At 41.6% G+C, this 19,332-nt stretch carries 19 protein-coding genes; 8 read left to right on the forward strand and 11 right to left on the reverse strand.

All coding sequences use genetic code 11. The features are described from left to right. The first annotated feature begins 52 nt into the window (after positions 1-52). Together LPTSP_RS07100 and LPTSP_RS07105 are read left to right on the forward strand one after the other, a co-directional pair. Entirely contained in the window at positions 53-2,461 is a 2,409-nt protein-coding gene (locus LPTSP_RS07100; RefSeq protein ID WP_108928105.1) for a TonB-dependent receptor, read from the forward strand. Between the two features lie 9 nt (positions 2,462-2,470). Next, positions 2,471-2,860: a hypothetical protein gene (locus LPTSP_RS07105; RefSeq protein WP_108928106.1), complete on the forward strand. Its 390-nt coding sequence runs from the start codon at positions 2,471-2,473 to the stop codon at positions 2,858-2,860. A gap of 7 nt (positions 2,861-2,867) precedes the next feature. Here LPTSP_RS07105 and LPTSP_RS07110 read toward each other — a convergent pair whose 3' ends face one another. Then, a complete protein-coding gene (locus LPTSP_RS07110; RefSeq protein ID WP_108928107.1) occupies positions 2,868-3,314 on the reverse strand; it encodes a methylglyoxal synthase in 447 nt (148 codons plus the stop codon). A 94-nt stretch (positions 3,315-3,408) separates the two neighbouring features. Here LPTSP_RS07110 and LPTSP_RS07115 point away from each other — a divergent pair, with 94 nt between their 5' ends. Further along, the gene (locus LPTSP_RS07115; protein WP_108928108.1) at positions 3,409-4,215 is read left to right on the forward strand and encodes an FcpA-related putative periplasmic flagellar protein; all 807 of its coding nucleotides are present in this window, start codon (positions 3,409-3,411) and stop codon (positions 4,213-4,215) included. A 185-nt stretch (positions 4,216-4,400) separates the two neighbouring features. Here the strand turns inward: LPTSP_RS07115 and LPTSP_RS07120 are convergent, their stop codons facing one another. The 3 genes from LPTSP_RS07120 to miaB all read right to left on the reverse strand — a co-directional run bounded on the left by LPTSP_RS07120 (position 4,401) and on the right by miaB (position 8,436). Further along, a complete protein-coding gene (locus LPTSP_RS07120) occupies positions 4,401-5,237 on the reverse strand; it encodes a hypothetical protein (RefSeq protein ID WP_108928109.1) in 837 nt (278 codons plus the stop codon). A gap of 74 nt (positions 5,238-5,311) precedes the next feature. Further along, on the reverse strand, positions 5,312-7,090 hold the full coding sequence (locus LPTSP_RS07125; protein ID WP_108928110.1) for an LptF/LptG family permease: 1,779 nt from the start codon (positions 7,088-7,090) through the stop codon (positions 5,312-5,314). After that, on the reverse strand, positions 7,087-8,436 hold the full coding sequence (miaB, locus tag LPTSP_RS07130; RefSeq protein WP_108928111.1) for a tRNA (N6-isopentenyl adenosine(37)-C2)-methylthiotransferase MiaB: 1,350 nt from the start codon (positions 8,434-8,436) through the stop codon (positions 7,087-7,089). The genes LPTSP_RS07125 and miaB overlap by 4 nt, the downstream gene beginning before the upstream one ends. Positions 8,437-8,549: 113 nt before the next feature. Here miaB and LPTSP_RS07135 point away from each other — a divergent pair, with 113 nt between their 5' ends. Then, positions 8,550-9,194, forward strand: a complete 645-nt coding sequence (locus tag LPTSP_RS07135) for a J domain-containing protein (RefSeq protein WP_108928112.1) — start codon at positions 8,550-8,552, stop codon at positions 9,192-9,194. Continuing rightward, the gene (locus LPTSP_RS07140; RefSeq protein ID WP_108928113.1) at positions 9,166-9,807 is read left to right on the forward strand and encodes a hypothetical protein; all 642 of its coding nucleotides are present in this window, start codon (positions 9,166-9,168) and stop codon (positions 9,805-9,807) included. The genes LPTSP_RS07135 and LPTSP_RS07140 overlap by 29 nt, the downstream gene beginning before the upstream one ends. Before the next feature lie 163 nt (positions 9,808-9,970). Here the strand turns inward: LPTSP_RS07140 and LPTSP_RS07145 are convergent, their stop codons facing one another. The 5 genes from LPTSP_RS07145 to ribH form a co-directional block, all read right to left on the reverse strand. Beyond that, complete coding sequence (locus LPTSP_RS07145; RefSeq protein ID WP_108928114.1) at positions 9,971-10,609, reverse strand: hypothetical protein; 639 nt, start codon at positions 10,607-10,609, stop codon at positions 9,971-9,973. Between the two features lie 68 nt (positions 10,610-10,677). Continuing rightward, on the reverse strand, positions 10,678-11,976 hold the full coding sequence (locus tag LPTSP_RS07150) for a HEAT repeat domain-containing protein (protein WP_174704443.1): 1,299 nt from the start codon (positions 11,974-11,976) through the stop codon (positions 10,678-10,680). Positions 11,977-12,014: 38 nt separating this feature from the next. Continuing rightward, positions 12,015-14,087, reverse strand: a complete 2,073-nt coding sequence (locus LPTSP_RS07155) for a tetratricopeptide repeat protein (RefSeq protein WP_167396419.1) — start codon at positions 14,085-14,087, stop codon at positions 12,015-12,017. Beyond that, positions 14,035-14,499 (reverse strand): transcription antitermination factor NusB, encoded by a 465-nt coding sequence (nusB, locus tag LPTSP_RS07160; RefSeq protein ID WP_108928116.1) that lies wholly within the window; start codon positions 14,497-14,499, stop codon positions 14,035-14,037. Before nusB ends, LPTSP_RS07155 begins: the two co-directional genes overlap by 53 nt. Before the next feature lie 3 nt (positions 14,500-14,502). Continuing rightward, positions 14,503-14,964 (reverse strand): 6,7-dimethyl-8-ribityllumazine synthase, encoded by a 462-nt coding sequence (gene ribH / locus LPTSP_RS07165; RefSeq protein WP_108928117.1) that lies wholly within the window; start codon positions 14,962-14,964, stop codon positions 14,503-14,505. 47 nt (positions 14,965-15,011) lie between these two features. Between ribH and LPTSP_RS07170 the strand changes: the two genes are divergently transcribed. Continuing rightward, positions 15,012-15,815, forward strand: coding sequence for a tetratricopeptide repeat protein (locus tag LPTSP_RS07170; RefSeq protein WP_108928118.1), 804 nt, complete (start codon positions 15,012-15,014; stop codon positions 15,813-15,815). On the opposite strand, the gene LPTSP_RS19085 is transcribed toward LPTSP_RS07170, so the two are convergent. Then, on the reverse strand, positions 15,812-15,982 hold the full coding sequence (locus LPTSP_RS19085; RefSeq protein WP_157186931.1) for a hypothetical protein: 171 nt from the start codon (positions 15,980-15,982) through the stop codon (positions 15,812-15,814). The genes LPTSP_RS07170 and LPTSP_RS19085 overlap by 4 nt on opposite strands. 73 nt (positions 15,983-16,055) lie before the next feature. Here LPTSP_RS19085 and LPTSP_RS07175 point away from each other — a divergent pair, with 73 nt between their 5' ends. Both LPTSP_RS07175 and LPTSP_RS07180 read left to right on the forward strand, forming a co-directional pair. Continuing rightward, the gene (locus LPTSP_RS07175) at positions 16,056-16,634 is read left to right on the forward strand and encodes a hypothetical protein (RefSeq protein WP_108928119.1); all 579 of its coding nucleotides are present in this window, start codon (positions 16,056-16,058) and stop codon (positions 16,632-16,634) included. Further along, positions 16,628-17,962: a peptidoglycan recognition protein family protein gene (locus LPTSP_RS07180; protein ID WP_108928120.1), complete on the forward strand. Its 1,335-nt coding sequence runs from the start codon at positions 16,628-16,630 to the stop codon at positions 17,960-17,962. The genes LPTSP_RS07175 and LPTSP_RS07180 overlap by 7 nt, the downstream gene beginning before the upstream one ends. On the opposite strand, the gene LPTSP_RS07185 is transcribed toward LPTSP_RS07180, so the two are convergent. Further along, complete coding sequence (locus LPTSP_RS07185) at positions 17,943-19,205, reverse strand: helix-turn-helix domain-containing protein (protein ID WP_245915491.1); 1,263 nt, start codon at positions 19,203-19,205, stop codon at positions 17,943-17,945. The two genes, LPTSP_RS07180 and LPTSP_RS07185, sit on opposite strands and share 20 nt — an antisense overlap. Positions 19,206-19,332: the final 127 nt, after the last annotated feature.

Genomic DNA, 19,332 nt, shown 5'->3' on the forward strand with positions numbered 1-19,332 from the left:
TTTTATTTTGTATATGAAGAATCCGGCCTAACAGGTCTGGAGCTTAGGGAAAATGAAAAGTATCTTATATAAATTTAATCTATTAGCCGTTTTTATTGGCGTATTTCTGCCTTTCTCTGAAATTTTTTCTCTTGATGTGAACGTAAAAGGAACTCTTAAAGATTCGGAAGGTCGTCCCATTTCAGGCGCAAAATTGTTCCTAACGGAGAACAAGTTCGTCTCCAGATCAGGGAAAGATGGTGGTTTCGAATTTCAACACGTTTCTCCAGGAAATTACACGTTAGTCGTTTCGGCTCCGAACTACGAATTAAAAACGGAAAGATTCGAAGTAAAGGACTTGGATAAAGTTTTAGATATCGTTTTGAAACCTTCTCTGTTGGAAGGAGTGGCGATCAATGTTACTGCCAAGACCATAGCTTCCGATTTCTTATCCACCCCACAGCCCACAACGGTTTTGGAAGGCAGACAATTGCAAAGACTAAGAGGGCAAAACGTTATGTCGGCCCTTGAAAATACCCCAGGAACTGCGACCTTGACCACAGGTGCAGGGACCTCTAAACCGGTAATCCGCGGTTTGACAGGCCAAAGAGTTTTGGTTATGACAGACGGTGTAAGACAAGAAGAGCAACAATTCGGAGATGACCATACAGTCGACTTAGATGCATTTAACGTGGATAAGATGGAGATCGTTAGGGGTCCCGGGTCTGTTCTCTACGGTTCTGATGCGTTAGGCGGTGTAGTTAATGTAATCCGTTCCAAGGCGCCTACCGCAAAGGATGGCGCTCCTCTTTTAGGAGGAGCAATCTCCACAAATAGTTTTTCGAACAATAAACAGGATGCTGGTGCAATCTCGTTATTTGGTTATCATAAAGATACCAACTTCGGTTATAGAGTTCAAACAGATACAAGAAAGGCAGGTAGGATCACTACTCCAAAAGGAACTCTTCCGAATACCGGTTTTCATGAAAGAAACGTAAATGCTTCTTTGGGTACGGATGGGTCTTGGGGAAATTTCTATGTGGATTCTTTCCAGCGATACCAAGAACAAGACTTATTCGATAACCCGAATGAGTCTCCTGGGGCGACTGCCTACCAAACAGTCCTTCATCAAAAGACCCATATGCATGCTTTCTTTATTCTTCCTCTTGTAAATGTGGAATTAGATGCGGCATATCAGAGGAACAATCGTAGAGAAATTGAAGATAAGAATAGATACATGCCCATCACGGATACTTTGTTAGATCCTTCTATCGATTCTTTCACCAAGACTGCTTCAGCATACCAAGTGAACAAGTATGATTATAAACAAGGTTTAAATCTATCTTTAGATACAACGACTGCAGATGCAAAAGTGCACCATAAAGAATGGAAGGGCCTAAAGGGCACTGCCGGTATTTCCGGTATGCAGCAAAGAAGTAACACGATCGGAACTGAACCTTTGATCCCAGGCTATGGCTTAAGCAATATCGGATTTTTCATATTTGAAGAATGGAAACTAGGGAATTTCAGTTTCTCAGCAGGAGCTAGAACTGATAAAAGAAGTATGGACATCAGGGCGAATGCAGACCTGGGGAATATGGAACAAACCAGAAATTATTCCGCAAGCACTGGGACTCTCGGAACAGTCTGGAGATTTGCAAAAGATTTTTCTTTGGCTCTGAATGCAGGTAGAGGCTTTAGGGCCCCGACCCCCTTCGAATTATTTGCAAATGGCGTTCATGAAGGAAGTGGCAGATTCGAGATCGGTAAGGATAGTTTAAGACCGGAAACCTCTTTGAACTATGATACTTCTCTTCGTTTTGCTAACGATAAGTTCCAAGCTGAGCTTAGCGTTTTTAGAAATAAGATAGATAATTACATTTATTCCGTAAGTGCAGGCGCTATCGATTCTGATTCCGGTTTGCCGGTTTACAGATACAGACAGGATGCTGCGAAATTAGAAGGTGGAGAGTTCAGTTTCCAGGCCCAAGCAACTTCTTGGCTAGTATTCACCGGCGGTATAGATATTCTAAGAGCCACCATCCAAAAGAATGTTCCTCCGGAAATCCTTCTGAATCCTGCAGGCACAGATCCTAATTCAGTATATTCTGATATTAGAAATAAGTATCTTCCTAGGATTACCCCTAACCGGGCTCGCTTAGGCCTTAGATTCACTACCGATAAACTTTTCGGGATTTCAAAACCATATATTTCCTTGAATGGCACTTTTGTTCAATCTCAGTATAAGGTGGATAAACTGGAAACTCCGACTCAGGGATATAATTTATACGATCTTGGTTTCGGCGGAGAAATTCCAGGTTTAACCAACGGAACCGAATCCGCGACCTTCGACGTGGCTATTCTAAACATTTTCGACAAAGAATACGTGAACCATCTTAGCCGCTACAAGGAATATGCCTTGAATCCGGGAACCAATATCACTTTCAAAACAACGATCCCATTTACTTTGATCTCTGAATGAGGAACTTTTATGAATTTTAAATATTCTATACTTTATATTTTTATAATATTATTGATCTTCTCCTGCTCTTCCGATCCACAAACTGAAAAGGAGAAAGTGGACTACCAAAATCAATCCTTGGTCTCCGCAGCCTTGAACGGAAATCAAAGATCCGATTGTGTATATTGCTCCGATACTAGAGCTTTCGAGGGAAATTGTTCCTGTTATAAACAGATCCCAGTTTTTTCCTGCGCAGGCATTCCTTCCGGAAAGGGCAAATCTAATTCTTATAAGATTTCTTGTGATGAGTTAGTAGGATTAGGGACTTGGGCTCAGGTTTCTTCTGATTCTTATTCCTGTAGTTATCTAACCTGCCCTCCCGAAGCGTACAGGGCAGCCTTTACGGAAGAAGGTAAATAGTCTCAGCTCAGTAAATCGGAAGTCCAGTACTGTAATCGATTGTAGTTTTTTTATACGAGCTGGCGAGAAGGTCGGAAGAGATCAAATAATCAGCGGACCTTCTATTATTCGCAATTGGAATATTATAAAGTACTGCAATTCTCAAAAGGGCCTTAACGTCAGGATCATGAGGCTGAGCGGTCAATGGATCCCAGAAGAAGATGACAACATCTATCTCTCCATCTACGATCTTTGCTCCGATCTGTTGGTCCCCACCGAGTGGCCCGGATAAAAATCTATGAACCGGCAGATCCGTTCTTTCGTGGACGATCTTTCCTGTGGTCCCCGTGGCATACAGATGATGTTTGGAAAGAGTGTCCTTATGAAGTTGCACCCATTCCACTAGATCTTCTTTCTTATTATCGTGAGCGATGAGCACGATACGTTTCGTTTTCGGGACTTCGGGGCTTTGCATATTCTGCTCCTAAATCAAATTCATCGGAAGGCTTTCCGAATGAAACCATTTTTATGGTTTATCTCTCGAAGAGGTTTCCCGATCCTAGTGCTAAATGAAACTCGTGAAGCTTTCATACTTAAGATCTTTGCTCTTATTCACCTTGATCGCCTCTTCTTCTTATCTATTTTCCCAAGAAGATCCTCATGATCGCCCCAAAAAATTGGAGATCTTGATCCCTGAATCCACAAAAGAAGGTCCCTGGAGCGACGATCCGAACGAATTCAAGGACATAGACTTCTTAGGGGATTTTTCAGAAGGAAATTCCAAACAAGCTTTGGAAAGAACAGAAGAATACTTCTCCGTTGCTATGGACGGTTTCAGAAAAGTTTCGGATAATATCAAATCCAAAAGGGAAAAAGAAGAAGGTAAGGTTCTTGATTCTGAAAGATTCCCTTGGCAGAGAAAGACCAGACTAGAAAACGCAGAAAGAGTTTGGAATAGAGAGCTCACCAGAGCTAGATTAGATTCAGTCAAAAATCTTTCTCTAGCGATGAAAAATCTGGATAAGATCGCAAATCCTAATATTAGAAAATCTGAATCTTTCCTGGAATTGCAGGCCGGAGTTTATCGAGAATTTATCAAACACCAGTATGCTTTGAAAAACTTTAACCAGTCTGCCGAGTTTTTGGAGAAGTATATCTCATTAGATCCTAAATTTAACGACGAGTCTGAACCTCATCGCATTCTATCCCATTGTTACGAAAGACTCTATCTTTCGGCCAAGAAGTCCGGCCATCCGGATGGTATGGATTATTATAAAGATAGAAGAAAGAAGCACGGGATCTTATACGCTGAAAAAGCGTATGGTAGGAACTCCTACGAATTCAAAAAAGTTTTGGAATTATTTGCACGAGAGTAAGACGGTGATTGGGCACGGGAAGAAGGTCCGTGTTTGTTGGAGTTCCAACAAAGTTTAGGAGTAGAAAATTCTGTTGTAAGTTTAGCGGAAATGTGGTAAGGAGGATTTGCTTTCCCACGGGCCACTCCCCCCTCCCAATGCAGGGTGGGGGCGGTTAACCCGCGTAGGAATTCCAACATTCAGTTCTAATTGTTTTCAGGAAGTCCTAGTTCTTTTCTAAGGCGTTTGTTTTCCTCAACTAGCTCTTTAATTTCCTGCTCAGTGTATTCGAATAATTTAGTATGAGCCTCGAGGATATTTTTCATTTCGATCTCTTCAATGCTAGAATATTCTAATGCTCTTTCGGTAGCTTTCTTGAGCTCAAGCGCGTGTTTTAATTCCATTGTTTTGAGATTATCTATGATCTCGGATACTTTTAGTCTTTCATGCAGAGTAAGAAGCTCTTGATTCTTGAGTTCGTTCACTCTTTCGATTGCCTTATTGATATCTTCGTTGTTCTTCTTGATCTTTGCTTCGAATTCAAGGATCGCATGAAGAGCTGCATTTGCCTTATGGGCGTCCTTGTATTCTTTGTTAGCCAGTTCGAAGACCCCTTCGAAAAATCCTACGTTTGCGAGACAACTGTTCCCGATCTCGTTAGCCACCATCTTGAAAAATTCTGTTTGGATCACTCTGTCTAAGATGATCCTTAAAGATCTGGGCTGGACCGGATTTTCTAAAACTTCTGTTTTACCTTTAGGAGAAAGTTTATTATAAATTTCTTCCGCTTCGGGAGAAGCGATAATGGTAAGTGCAACGAATGGATGAAGTTCAAAACGTTTTAGGAAATCATCCTTAATCTCCGACCATTCTTTCAGGTTAGTATTCACATAAAATACATTGATATCCTGAGCATCCAATTCGATCGATCTGTAGTCCTTTAACTGAACCTTGCGCAGCTCGATATTAATTCTCGGATGTTTCCATATATGTACGGGGAATTCAGCTCCGGAAGTTATGTGCCAAATATTCGCGGTTTTCAAAGCCGACTCTCCCCCTTACTCGACGCCATAAATGAGACGTCGAAAGCCGATCCCGTCCTTCTAAAAAACAGGAATCAGTATCGATTTTCTCGATTTCTCCATAAGGATAATTTTTTGAGTCCCTCTGTCAATTTTGTTTTTAGGAAAGAAAGGGGTTCTTCTATCCGGGCGTAAACGCGGGCAACGGGGGAAAAGAACTTAGCTAGGATCTGAAAGAAATTTACTACAGCGGGCGGAAAACGCATATCGGTTCGTTTTAACATAACAACTGAACCAATGATCGCGATCGCAATGTTTCCGCTCCAAGGTCCCAACCAAACCGGGAACTTGGAATTTTCAGAAATATTCGATCCAAATGTAAAAAGTGCCCAATATACAATGATCAAAACTACTGCCATTGTAAAACTCATCCCTTTTCCGGAACGTTTTACTACGAGACCTAATGGTAAAGACACTAAGGAAAAAATAATACAAGAAACGGGGATCGCGTATCTTCTCTGGATCTCCACGTCGAATTGAGCGACCCTTTTTTTAGCCTCTTTCAACAAAGTAGTCAGCTGAAGAACTATCGTAACACTCTGAGATTTCTGAGCATCCGAGATCGTAGGATCATTCATGATATTCGGCAATTCCAATTGTAGACGTAGAACTCTATCTTTCAAATTCTCAGATCCGTCGGACGGAATCCCCATCTCTTGCAAGATTTCGAGTCCCGGGATCCTTTCCAATCTTCCTGCTTTAATATTATTTCTGATATCGATCAAGGTCCAAAGAGTGAACGAACCTGGATCCACATTGATGACTAGGCTTTTTTTCTCTTCAGTTTTCGGAATATTATAATCCATCTCTCCTTTTCGAAGATCTCCCACCGAAAACTGGTGCTTGGCTCTGTCCCATTCCAAGATCCAAGCGTCTTTCAATCGGATGGATTTTTCGAACTCTCCGTCAGGCCCCTTCTTCTCCACTAATGTCCCTTTTTTAGCGGAAATAATCTGAGTAATATAAGATTCTCCTAATTGAACAGGACGGCTCGCGGCGCCCATAGAAAGTAGGAATGGATCTTGGTTTTGCGGAATAAAAACTGTCCACTCACGGATCTGAACTCCGGAAAGTTCTCCTGTTTTTGCGTTCACACCTTCCGTATACATCGCAATCGCTTTCTCGGAGCCTGCATTCTGCACTTGGTCTCCTGCAAACTGCCCGGGAGTTAGGGCAAGAAGTGGATTATAAGCCAAAACCCATTTATTGAACTCTGTCATTTTTCGAGTATTGATGGGAGAAAGATAGAAGCACAAGTAGGCAACGATAGCAGCTAAGAATACACCAAAGCCGACAAACACTACGTAGATCCGGGAGAATCCAATTCCCGCAGAACGTATAGCGGTGATCTCCGAATCCCCAGAAAGTCTTCCCGCCGCCATAACACCACTCATCAAACAAGCAAGAGGTGCGGTTGTAGGAAGAATATTCCCCAACAGATATCCGAAATAATCCAGAAGTCGGAAAGGGTCAACGCCCTTCCCCACAAAAAGACCGATCATACTTTTGAGTGCGATGGCCATGTAGATGCTTGTGAAAAATAAAAGTGCGACTAAGAAAGAAGGAAAAATTTCGGAGAGAATGTACCGATCCAAGATAGGGAGCCATCTCCAAAACTTCTCTCTATCCGTATGAACAAAAAAACCGGGGGGAAGGTCCGCAACACTATGCACTCTTACGGAACGTAGATCTTTTCCTTCTGCTACTTTTCCGGCAGCTTCTGTTCCGAAACTAGTGGTGTCAGTCCGATGTACTGCGGACTTTTTTTTCTTAGGAGAGGAATCGCCTCCCGAAGCACGGGAGATCTTCTTCACTCTATCACCTCTCCTTTGAGAGTTGCACTAGTGGCGAAATTGATCTTTACTGAGACGGTTTTTCCGATCAGAGAATCAACGTTAACATTTTCCGGTAATTTGAAAACTGTCATTCTTCCGCAAGGAGTACGACCGCAAGCTTCCTTAGAAGACTTTTTAGAAGCGCCTTCTACCAAGATTGGGAAAGTTTTTCCGATCCTTGCTTTATTCTGCTCCAAAGAGATTGAGGTTTGAAGATCTACTAATTTGGTCAGACGATCTCCTTTTACTTCTTCAGGCACATCGTCCGGATATCTTTTTTGGGCGATGGTACCTTCTCTCTCCGAATACTTGAACATGAATGCCATGTCGAAGCCGACTTTGCGGACCATGTCCAATGTATCTTCGAATTGTTCTTCGGTCTCTCCAGGGAAACCTACGATAATATCTGTTGTAAGTCCAACATTCGGAACAATTGTTTTGATCTGATCTACTACTTCCAAAAATTCTTCTTTGGAATAAGTTCTTTTCATATTCTCCAATACATCCGTATTTCCAGACTGTAATGGAAGATGAATATTAGGACAGAATCTTGGATTTTCCGCCATAAGTTCCAAAAGATGCATCGGAAAATCTTTCGGGTGAGGAGAGGTAAAACGAATTCTTTCTATATCAGTTTCTTCTAATAGAAGGCGAACAAGCCCAGCAAAATCAGTGCCTTCCGACTTATAAGAGTTAACATTCTGCCCGAGCAAAGTAAGCTGCTTTACGCCTTGGGCAACAAGGTCCCGGGTTTCTCTTACAATAGAATGAGGATCTCTACTTCTTTCTCTTCCTCTTGTATAAGGAACCACGCAGAATGTGCAAAAATTATTGCAACCTCTCATGATCGTAACGAACGCCTGGATGCCGTTGACCACTCTTGGCTCTATCTCATCATATGTTTCGATCTTAGAAAGACGGGTCAAAGAAACAGGTTGTTTATCAGAGCGAATGGTTTGAATGAGTTCGGGAAGAGTTCTATAATTGTCGGGACCAACCACCAAATCCAAAGGTAATTCCTGGTGAAATAGATCATCTCCCAGGTTTTGGGCCATACATCCAAGGACTCCGATGACTAGGTCAGGATTTCTTTTTTTCAGATACCCAAGGCTTTGGAGCCTACTATAAATTTTTGCATGAGCGTTTTCACGGATCGCACAAGTATTTAAGAAGATAACGTCGGAAAGTTCGGGGTCCGAAACAGTCTCGAACTGAGCGCCTTGCATTAAACTGGACACGATACCCGAATCGTATTCGTTCATCTGGCAGCCATAGGTCTCTATATAAACCTTACCGGCCTTTTTTTCTACTTCTAGAACGCTCATAGGTCCAGTTTTGGAGAAGTAAAGAGCCTGTCAACCCGCTCGAAACCTTAAAAAAAAGTTTCCTTTCCTGCCGAAATCGGATCATAATCAGAATTCTACTTAAGACGAATCAAATGAATCGATCGGGAACAGGACTCAGCCGTAAAACAGACTATTATGTATTATTTGGTCTTTCCAGGGACGCCTCTCCACGAGCGGTGGAAGAAGCTTTTCAACAATATGTACAGGATCTAAAAGAACATTCCTGGGTACCTTGGAAAGATGCGGAATTACGAGAAGGTGCAGAAGCATATTACCATCTATCAGATCCTGCCAGACGAAAACGTTATGATTCTTCCTTAGATTACGAATTGGTGCTTCCGGATCCGGAAGGAGTGCCTGAAGAATTCGAAAGGTATTTTGAAGTCCAAAAAATTTCCACGCCTAAGGAATACGAGAGACTGTACAAACAATTCCTAATGTTAAAATATGAAAGAGAAGATAAACTCTGGATCTTCAGGGCCACAGTATATTTTATACTGACCTGTTTCTCCGCACTTGTACTTTCTTCTCTCGTTTTTGTAGTATTCCAGAAAAACGGCTGGCTCTCCACAAGCGCCGATCTTTTCTATCGTAAATGGGGACTCTTATTTTCCTGCACGTTTATGGGGACAGCATATATGCTATTCCGAGTATTCTATTTGGAAAGAGTGATCACACTAAGAGAGAAAAAAAGAGAAATAGAGCAGAATGAAGAAGTCTCGGACATCGGATCCTAAAGCCTTAACAGAAGACGAAATACAATACTATTATTCGCTTCTTCAAGAAGAAGTAACTGAATATAACTGCGGAAGTTTATGTGCACCTTCTAACGGTGGCATCCCTGTGTGTTGCCAGGCGGACAATGCCCTCCCTGCATTGTACAAAGCGGAATACGAAATGTTATCCAAAAGAACAGACTTATGGAAAGCATATGTTCCGATGACAAGAGAAGAGAAAAAAGAATTCGCAGTATACGACCATAGGAAAATTACGTTTTGTGAATGTAAAGGAGTGGCTCATTGCGAAAGAGAGAACCGCTCCATCAGCTGCAGGACTTTCCCATTAGAGCCATACTTGGATACAAGAGGAGTTTTGGTAGGTTTAGTATTCATGCAAGAATTCCAAACCAAATGTCCTTTAACTTCGAGAGCGAAAGACGTACGACAAGAATTCATAGACAATCATTTCCTATTTTGGGAAAAACTTCTTTTCAGAGTCGAATCGGAATACGAAGTATATACAGAATCCAGTAAGGCCTATCGAAGAAAACGCAAACGTACAGGCGTGGAATTCCCTATTTTATATCCGAGTCATCTAAAAGGAAAAGAATACTTGAAACAATATATTTAGAGTACCTTTGTAGGAACTCCAACAAAGGTTGTAGCAGGAAATTTTGTTGTAAATTATAGGAAAATATGATAGTGGGGAATCAGCTCTCCCACGGGCCACTCCCCCCAATCCCAATGCAGGGTGGGGGCAAACTCATCGCACGTTGGAATTCCAACACATAGCTCTAATACTCAAACAAAAATCTAAAAGTAAAGAGTTCATATCCCAAGATCTGAACTTCAAACGGATTCATACCTTTTTGAAAACAGGATTCCGGAAACGCGGCTAAAACCTTTTTGGTTTCCTCTTCATAAGAATTTTTTGATCTCAATTTTGTAGCAGAAGAAGAAGGTTTTGAATTTTCGAATTTGTATTTAGTGATCTGATTCTTACCATCTCTTCCTCCACCTTTCTCTACAGGAAAAAAATAGTAAGTATAAGGAAATTCTATCTTATCTTTTCCTTCACAGTCTCCCAAACGGACTCCGATCTCTCCCAAAATGTCGACGGGAAGATAGATCGTATTGGAACGAATATCTATCATAAATACCCGCTTTCCTTTCGGGTCCCAACCGAGATCAGATCCCAAAACACTATCTTTAGATTTAGATGCAGTGGTGTTGTTATTAGGATCTTCTAATATCTTCTTTAAAATTTCACCTCGGACTTCCCAAGCCCGGACATCATATGCGGCCCTTTCTCTTTCGGAACGTTCCGGTCTTCCTTCTTTCTTATCCCAAGAATCATTAACTAAGTATTTACGTTCTAATGTGGTTTTGCAGGAGGCTACCAATAATATAAAGAGAAGAAGTATAACTCGCATTTCAAAAGGCTCCGCGGAATTGCACCTCGTACGTGAGAAAATTTTGGATCTCACTAACTTCTCAGCTCTTACTTAGAGACCTTAATAGAAATGATCTCTCTTACAGCTTTTTCCATTTCGGATTTTACTTCCGGAGTTTTTTCTATCACATAAGCATCGAACAGTGCAGGCAAACATTCAGGATCACCAATGTTCCGGACAGTATCTATCGCTTGCAAACGAAGTGGGAGATATTCTTTTTTATTGTTGGAAGAAAAAGAGATCAATGCAGGAACGGAAGTTTTATCCTTCAATTCTCCTAAGGCCTTTAATAAAGAAAGTTTGACTTCGTTTACTTTTTCTTTTTCAAAGATACGTTTGAGTTCGTTCGTTCCAGGATTGAATCCCAACTTCCCCATCACTTCTGCAGCACGAGAACGTAAACCTGAATCCTTATCACTGTCTAAAACAGTTAATAAACCCTGTCCGCCTCCATGAGCTCCAAGATCCAAAAGTAGATCGATCAATCGGGCTTTGAGTCCAGGAACAGTTTCCTTTACCAGTTGTTCCGAAACCGATTTAGCACCTTGCTTATCGTTCAGATAAAACAATGCTTCGGTGCAAATCTTTCTCAGATCCGGATTCGGTTCTGTGATCCCTTTATAGAACAAAGAAATATACTGCCTGCTTTTTCTATTCTTGAGGATCTCCAAACCGTGGAGCCGAACATCTTCATCCGGGTCGGAGGCGGCCATACGCGGAATATTTCCTCGGTTATCAGGTATATTATTCTTATTTAATACTGTGAAAAATCTTCTGCGAAGAGCAGGAATATCGTCCGTCGCGAATTTATTGATCAGGTTCTGGACCCTTTCGTCTTTGATCCAGATGGCAGACTCTAAAAAATATTCCCTATATACCGGATTATTGGAAACTGCTAGATCCAAAACATGAGGCATTGCCCTGTCGTCCTTGATACCTTGCACATATCTGTAAGAAGACTGTCTCACCTCAAAATCAGTATGATTAAGCCCTGCAATCACCGCATAGATCAGTCTTTTTTCTTTTTTTCGATCTGCGAGTTCTAGTATCCTAGTTTGGATCTCGGTATTTCGAGTAACTTTAAAAACAGTATCGAGTTCGTTTGCCCAGCTTGGAGCAAGAGTATCCAATTCTTCTAACTCGGAAAATAGCGCTAAAGAAGCGAAGATACTATCTTCTCTTGCGTCCGGCTCTGAAATTATCTTGGGAAGTTCTTTAACCAGATCCAAACGATTCTTGGATTTGATCTCGGAAATTGCTCTGGCCTGGGATCTTCCTTTGGAAAGAACGGATTCCTTAAATGGATCCTTTTGTTCTTCGGCAAAAATACTTCCGCCGAAATTTATAGTGAAGAATAGAACCAGACAAAAGAATGGAATTCTTTTCAGAAAAGACCGTCCCTCTTGGAGGAATCCTCCAATGCAGCCGTCGCGGCACGCTTATTATCGTAAGCTTCCGTATTGGACGGATCTAAGTCTATTGCATTTTGGAAGGACCGAACCGCCTTTTTATATTCTCCGTTCTTGTAAAATGCGACTCCCAGATAATTATATGCGGTAGATGCAGTCTTAGGTTTTACTTCGGATCGTACGATCGCAGTCAATTCTTCGATCGCTTTCTCTCGATCTAAAACGGAATTGGAATCCAATAGGATTTTAGAAAGAACTAAGCGACCTTCATAATCTTCCGGATCCATATGAGCTGAACGATATGCTTCATCCTTTGCTCTATTTTTCATATCCGGATCTTTGGACTTATTGTAAAGAAGTGCCAATTTTTTATGAGCTTGCTTGATCTCACCTGCGTTCTTAGATCTGTTCAACACTTGCAGTAGGATCTTCTCCGCACTGGAAGATTCTCCGGTACCCATATATGCTTCCGCAAGTTTTAAGGCTACTTTGTAGTAATCTTCTTTTTGTTTGAAGAGTGCCGAGTATTCTTCTATCGCTTCTCTATAAAATTTATTTTCAAGATAATAATCCCCCAAGGCTTCCTTAGGTTTTATATCATCCGGATCCAGATAAGATGATTTCCGGAAATTCTCGATCGCTTGGGTGCCATTGCCTGTATGTTTATAAACAAGGCCTAAATTATAATATGCTTTTGCATTTTTAGGATTCAGATCCAGGACTCGGTTCAGATAGGTAATCGCTTCTCCATATCTTTCCATTTGGTCCAAGACTACGCCTAAGTTTAATAATGCAGTCTCGGTAAAACTATCTCCCGGAGTGGAGTCCACAATCCTTCTGTACGTTTCTTCCGCGGCGAGAAGGTCCCCTTTATTATAATATGTTTCTGCGAGTTGGAATAATAGATCCAGATTATTTGGATTGTACTTCAAACCTTTTTGGAGTGCATTGATAGATTGCTCCCCTTGGTTCAATTGCTCAAAACCTTCCGCAATAGAACGGAATAATTCAGGATCGTTGGAACCAGCTTGGTTGGCAAGTTCCAGATATTTTACAGATTCTTCCAACTTACCGTTCTTCTTCAAAACGATAGAAAGATTGTACAATGCCTTTGCATCATTCGGAGTGATAGTAGCCGCTTCTCTAAAATAATGTTCCGAGGAAACATAATCTCCCCTATTATAGGAAATATTTCCCAGATAAGAATTGGAAAGAGCAGCAAGTTTTCCACTTCTTGCTCTCATCACCACAAGTTTGAAATGTTCTTCCGCTTGTGGGATTTCTCCCTTTTTAAAATAACTTAATGCAAGGTTATAAGTCAGATAAGGATCGTCTGGAGAAGAAGAAAGTCCCTGCTTATACGCATCTATTGCAGCATCGGGATCATTGATCTCGTTAAAAAGATTTCCTGCCATGAGGGCGATCCTTGGATCGTTAGGCGCAATCTCTCTCGCTTTTAAAGCGGTACTTCTCGCAGCAGAGTTTTGGCCGCTATGAGCGTAAGCCAAAGTTAAATTATAATATGCGTATACATTATTCCCATCCAGAGTGATCGCCTTCTGCAAAGAATCGATTGCTTGAGGAAATCTTCCGTCCTCGTCGTAGATCACTCCGAGAACAGTCAGAGCCAAGGACTTCTCCTGGCTTGTAGCAGGGCCGGTCAAAAACTCAGTACAATAATCAAATGACTGCTTTCTATAATTCTGTTTATATAAAGTAACACATTTAGTCAAAAGCGGGTTGTTCGTACCGTCGGGAAGATAAGGTCTTTGTAATTCTTGGGCCAGACTTCCTTTAGGCATGAGAGGAGACTTGCCGTCTGCAACTCCGTTCACGCCGAAACCAGGTCTACCCTCTCTGAAAAATGAGTACCAAATCGCAAGACCGATCAAAAGAAGAAGGGACGCAGCTAAAGCCCCCCAAGCAAATGCGGTCGGATTATAATGACGCTTAGGACGAAACTCTTCCGGCTCGTCCCCATAATAGTAGGAAGGTTTAGGTTCTTCCGTCTCCAGGAAGATTCGGTTCTTGCGGATCGGGTTTTCCATATCGGTTTGTCTCATACTGAAGGATGGAATCCAAGATCCCGTTAATAAATGGGACCGAATTCTCGCTTTCAAATTCCTTAGTCAACTCGACTGCTTCGTCGATGGTGACCCTGGGCGGAATTTCTTTGGAATGCAATAACCCATAAATGGACAAACGCAGAATACATTTGTTCACCGGGGAAATTCTAGCAAAATCCCAATTCCTCGAGTATTTCTTGATGAGAGTATCGATTGTTTCCGCGTTTTTCACAACACCATTTATAATAGAAACGGCAAAATCCCTTTCTTCCGTTTCTATCTTTTTGTCGTACCAACGGAACTTTAGGACCTCCGACAAGGCAGGATCCACCAGTTCTAACTGGTATAATGCCATTAACGCAATCTCTCGGGACTTCCTTCTGGAAGAGGACATAGATTAGAGAAGTTTCAGTAGATTTGTCATTTCCACCGCAGTCAGAGCCGCCTCGTAGCCCTTATTACCTGCCTTGGTACCGGCTCTTTCGATTGCTTGCTCAATTGTATCCGTAGTTAAAACTCCGAAAATCACTGGCACGGAATGCTGCACACCAATGGAACCAACTTTCGCGGATTCTCCGGCAACAAAATCAAAATGAGCGGTAGCTCCTCGGATCACTGCTCCGAGACAAATGATAGAATCGTATTTTTTACTTCCTGCGGCTTTGGAAACTACGATCGGAAGTTCGTATGCTCCCGGGATCCGTACCACAGTGATATCTTTATCTTCGACTCCTGTCATGCGGAGTCCTTCGAGTGAACCTTTCAAAAGGCTTTCGACTATGAATTCGTTAAAACGGGAGACAATGATACAATGTTTCTGTCCCTTTCCGTCCAGCTTGGCTTTCAATTCTTGAGGCATCTGTTTCCTGGTTGCTTCTTATATCGAGAAAACACAAGTTACCCTGAGTGGCAACCGGAAAAGAAGCTTCTAAATCCAAATTCTGCATATTCCTGATCCTGCTAGGAGTCCAGGTTTTCACCCTTTCTTCCTGCGAGACCATCCGATCTTTTTGGAAACCCAAAGACGCATTTATAAAAAGTTTAGATCTACCCGATTGGGTCCTAGAATCCTCCATCAAGTTGAGAATATTCAATGATTCTCCCAATGTAATCAATCCAGAAGACGCAATGCCCGAAGACGATATTGCAGCTTACGCAAATCAACTCAGAGTATTACTCGCAGTTTCACCCGCAGCCATGAGAGACATATACGAGATGGCAGGATGTTTGGACGGAAGCGATCTCGTGAAAGTTCGCGGAAACAAAATGACGGATAGCGGAGAAGATATCTGGTTCGGAGCATGCAAGAGCGGGGCCCAAGACGCAATCGTGTTCCGAGTATTAGAGATGGGAAACAACCAACTCTATTATTTGTACGAAGAAGAATTGATCAAAACCTGGGACGAATCCAAGAAGAATGTAAAAACAAATCCTGATAAATCTATGAGGCTAGCCACCAAGATCATAGAACATGAGCCTGCTCATCCTGGAGCAAGAAGATTATTAGGAAGTCTGTATCTAAAGAACGGATATTGTCCTGGGGCGGTCCGCAATTATAGGATCTATCTCCGGATCCTTCCCCACTCACCGGAAAAATCCAAAATAGATTCACTGCTCAAAAAAAGCTGCGGAGATACTTTGTTCCCTAAAAAACCGGAACCGAAAGAGTTTTCTGATGAATTGCCTACGTTAGAAGAATCTGCGCCTTAGTCTTTCACTCTAAGAACTAATGTGATCTTGCCGTCTGCTTTTTCCACTACTTCAAAACCTTCTTCCCTAAGAGTTTTTTTGATCCGATAAAAGCCAAGGTTCACGACTTTAGGAGGGTCGGATTTGCGGGAAGAAGAAGGGAAACGATTCGCAGAAGCATCCATCACTATTTAGTTTCGGCTCCAAGAAGGTCCGTCTTGACCTTGACAGAAAGAAAACCTTTTACTAAATGAGAAAGAGATGAGGCGAATTCTTGCTCTCGTATTATTTATAATCCTATTGGCTTTGGGGATCTCCGCCTTTTATTTACAGGAATGGTTTGATTCCCCCGGATTCCGCTGGGTCATTTCCAAGTTTTCCTTTTGGGTCTTTCTGTCGGTTCTGATACTTTCTGCCTTAGCAATGCTTCGGATTTTCAGAAGGGCCAAAAAGGCAATACGCATCCAAAGACAGGCTCTCGAAAAACATTTAAGCGGAATTTTAGAAGAATTGGTCCAGGACTCCCAAGCATTGAGCGAATTCCTAAAGATAGACCTTCCTCAAATGGAAGAACGTATTAAAATTTCCAAAGACAAACTTCCTAAAGAAATCTATTCTTCTTACACTTCCAATTGGACCAGGATCAGAACGGATGCAGAAGCTACACTCAGAGATCTGGAAACGCTTCCTTTAGAGCCGGATTTCGGAGAAGAAAAAAATCGAGCAGTTCCGGAATATAAAGATCTTCTGAACAAACATACCAAAGCAAAATCCATTTTAGAAAGAGTCAGATCCGACCTTTCTCTATTAAAAGAAAAACTAACGGAGAAAGGATGTTGAGAACTGCCCTTCTAATACCTATCGCCTGTATCATATCCACTTGCACTTCCCTTCCGGAGACAAACTTTTCTATCACGGAGTTGGCTTCTCCTATCCATCCACTCTCTCAGCTATTGCCAAAGGAAAAGAGTGTCCCTTCTCTCTCCGTTCTTCGCAAAAAAACGAAAGTAAGCGGGATATTACTCCATCATACCAGGGGACTCTCTAGCGAAGAATACATTATAAAAAGTGCAAATTCAGGATGGTTGGTGCATTATATAGTAGATAAGAAAGGTAAGATCTACGGTGTAGAAGATCCAGGAAGCTCACTCTTCAAGGCTGCACCAAAGATGGACGCAAGCATGATCCATATTTCCTGGGAAGGAGATAAGGAAGATATACTCAAACGTCCTGCCCAGAAAAAATCTTTGCTTTATACGATCGCAAAAACCTCCCAAGAATTCGGGATCCCGGTTACAAACTTTGACGTAGGTTCACGCTCCGGAATATTTACACATAGCCAGGCAAAAAAGAAATTCGGCGGTTTCTTGAACGGAAGCGATTGTGGAAATGAGAATGTACTAAAGGCTCTCTTAGAAGAACTAAAAGGTTCCTACTTTTCCGAAATGGAATGGAAGGATAGATACGGAGAATGGGTTCTCCGTAAAGAAAAACCTTTTGTAGGACAAAACGGAGAGGTCAAAGAGCCCAGTTACGATAAAGGAAGAGGAGTCACTCCTACTCCCAAGGCAGAACTGGAAAATATCGAGAAAACAACTGACGGACTTCTTCCGGAAGAAAAAAGACTCAAATACAATTATAGAGGCGCAATCACAGCTGATTGTGTAGTATTACACTTCACTGCAATCAACGATTACGAAGGAACCCTCAGAGTATTAGAAAAACGGAATTTAGCCGCCACCTTCCTCGCAGATAAAGACGGAAAAGTCTACCAATTACTGGATTCTCCGCTTCATATGGCTGCCGCCGCCACTGGAACAAATCGAAATTGTTTCCAAATAGAGATCGTGGGTAAGGACACAGAGATGTTACTTGCAAATCCTGCACAAACTGCTGCGGTCTCAAAACTCGTATACGAGCTTTGCCAAAAATACGAGATCCCTTTGAACAACCAGAGGATAGAATCTCTAAAGGGCGTATTCTCCCATACCCAGGCTAAGAAAAAATGGGGAGGCTCTATCTTTTTAGATGCTCAGGACTTCGATCCTGGAGAACCATATATGAAAAAAGTAATAGAGACCTTGGGCGGGACTTATTATTCGGAAAAAGATTGGTATGATCGAAATGGAGAAGAATGGATCCTTCTCTTTACCGATTTTCAGCCTTGATCGGGCGATTTTTCACAGAGATTCGATCTGAATCGCCCAATTCCACCATACCACCCAATCCTTTTCCCAAAGGAATTCCCGAGCGAGTTGTATGCAATCTTTGCTTTTCAGGGGCTTCTACTTTTTTTTGACGAAGTTGTGTAGGAGTTTTGCCTGTCACTTTTCGAAATGCGTCGTTAAAGGAGGATTTGGAATTGAATCCTACAAAATAGCAAATGGAAAGAATATCCTGATCTAACTTTTCTTCCAGAAGTTTGACCGCTTCTTCTATCCTAAAACCGTTGATATAATTATGAAATCCAGTTTGCAGATGTTCATTTAAAAATTCGGTCAACTGATAAGGTTTAATTCCCAGATCTTCCGATAAAGAATGAAGAGTCAGCTCCGGATCTCGATACAGTTTATCTTCTCTCATCAATTCTTGGATCCTAAGCTCTAACAAATTCAGATCCAAACCAATCAGAAGAGATTTTTCATACTTCTTCTTTCGTACTTCTCGAGTCAACGGAGCAAAAAAGTCCGGGTATCTCGAGGGAGCCAAGAACAGAAGTGTTACGATCCCTGTTACAAGAAGTCCGCCCACTCTAAACAAAATATCCAGACCGAACATGAATCCGAAAACTAAAGAATACATTGCAAACACCGTGATGGTTGCCAAAATAAAAATGAATCTTATCTGAGATTTTAATTCCGGAATAGAGTTCACGGTTAACAACATTCTATATCTAAATCCGAAGTAAGCAGTAGTGAGCGCAGTTGTTATAAAAAAACCCCAAGAAAGATAATGTTTATATCTGATATTTCTAAAGTCTCCCAGGTCGGAGATGATAGAGTCCCAAGGCCTTCCAAAAAAAAATATCTCGCCCAATAAAAAAAGACCAGGTACAAGAAAATGAAGACGGATGTCCCTATACAAAGTCTGATTCGGGTATATCAAAGAATGTGTATATAGCAAAGATAAGGGCCCGATAGCCGAAAAAGAAGTGAGTAATAAGAAGATTGCATGCGGATAAGTCCTGTCAATTTCCAAGACTACATTCGCAACTGTGAATAGTATGATCCCCAACGAAAGAAACAGAAGTGCTCCAATCCTGTCTTCTCTGCGTTTTATAGGCGGAATTAACTTTTGAACCACCAATAAAAAGGAAAGGCCACTTCCGAAGTAGAATAAAGGAGTTACCACTTCGGGATTTAACATAGGCGGTATATTAAGAAAATACCAAGGCTTGTCAAGTGTTCTCATCTGAAACGAATCTCAGAACGATTTGAGATCCAATAAAATAAGTGAAAAATTTTTATTTCGAACACTTGCATTCTTCTTAAATTTCAGAAATCTAATTCACCCTACTCTTATATCTTACTTATTTTAT

It is taken from the genome of Leptospira johnsonii (assembly GCF_003112675.1).
GTDB lineage: Bacteria > Spirochaetota > Leptospiria > Leptospirales > Leptospiraceae > Leptospira_B > Leptospira_B johnsonii.

Coding starts and splice junctions, on each gene's coding strand:
- miaB (WP_108928111.1), bottom strand. CDS start 8,436: ATGAGCGTTCTAGAAGTAGAAAAAAAGGCCGGTAAGGTTTATATAGAG.
- LPTSP_RS07180 (WP_108928120.1), top strand. CDS start 16,628: ATGTTGAGAACTGCCCTTCTAATACCTATCGCCTGTATCATATCCACT.
- LPTSP_RS07185 (WP_245915491.1), bottom strand. CDS start 19,205: ATGAGAACACTTGACAAGCCTTGGTATTTTCTTAATATACCGCCTATG.
- LPTSP_RS07175 (WP_108928119.1), top strand. CDS start 16,056: ATGAGGCGAATTCTTGCTCTCGTATTATTTATAATCCTATTGGCTTTG.
- ribH (WP_108928117.1), bottom strand. CDS start 14,964: ATGCCTCAAGAATTGAAAGCCAAGCTGGACGGAAAGGGACAGAAACAT.
- LPTSP_RS07115 (WP_108928108.1), top strand. CDS start 3,409: ATGAAACTCGTGAAGCTTTCATACTTAAGATCTTTGCTCTTATTCACC.
- LPTSP_RS07155 (WP_167396419.1), bottom strand. CDS start 14,087: ATGGAAAACCCGATCCGCAAGAACCGAATCTTCCTGGAGACGGAAGAA.
- nusB (WP_108928116.1), bottom strand. CDS start 14,499: ATGTCCTCTTCCAGAAGGAAGTCCCGAGAGATTGCGTTAATGGCATTA.
- LPTSP_RS07110 (WP_108928107.1), bottom strand. CDS start 3,314: ATGCAAAGCCCCGAAGTCCCGAAAACGAAACGTATCGTGCTCATCGCT.
- LPTSP_RS07100 (WP_108928105.1), top strand. CDS start 53: ATGAAAAGTATCTTATATAAATTTAATCTATTAGCCGTTTTTATTGGC.
- LPTSP_RS07135 (WP_108928112.1), top strand. CDS start 8,550: ATGAATCGATCGGGAACAGGACTCAGCCGTAAAACAGACTATTATGTA.
- LPTSP_RS07140 (WP_108928113.1), top strand. CDS start 9,166: ATGAAGAAGTCTCGGACATCGGATCCTAAAGCCTTAACAGAAGACGAA.
- LPTSP_RS07105 (WP_108928106.1), top strand. CDS start 2,471: ATGAATTTTAAATATTCTATACTTTATATTTTTATAATATTATTGATC.
- LPTSP_RS07145 (WP_108928114.1), bottom strand. CDS start 10,609: ATGCGAGTTATACTTCTTCTCTTTATATTATTGGTAGCCTCCTGCAAA.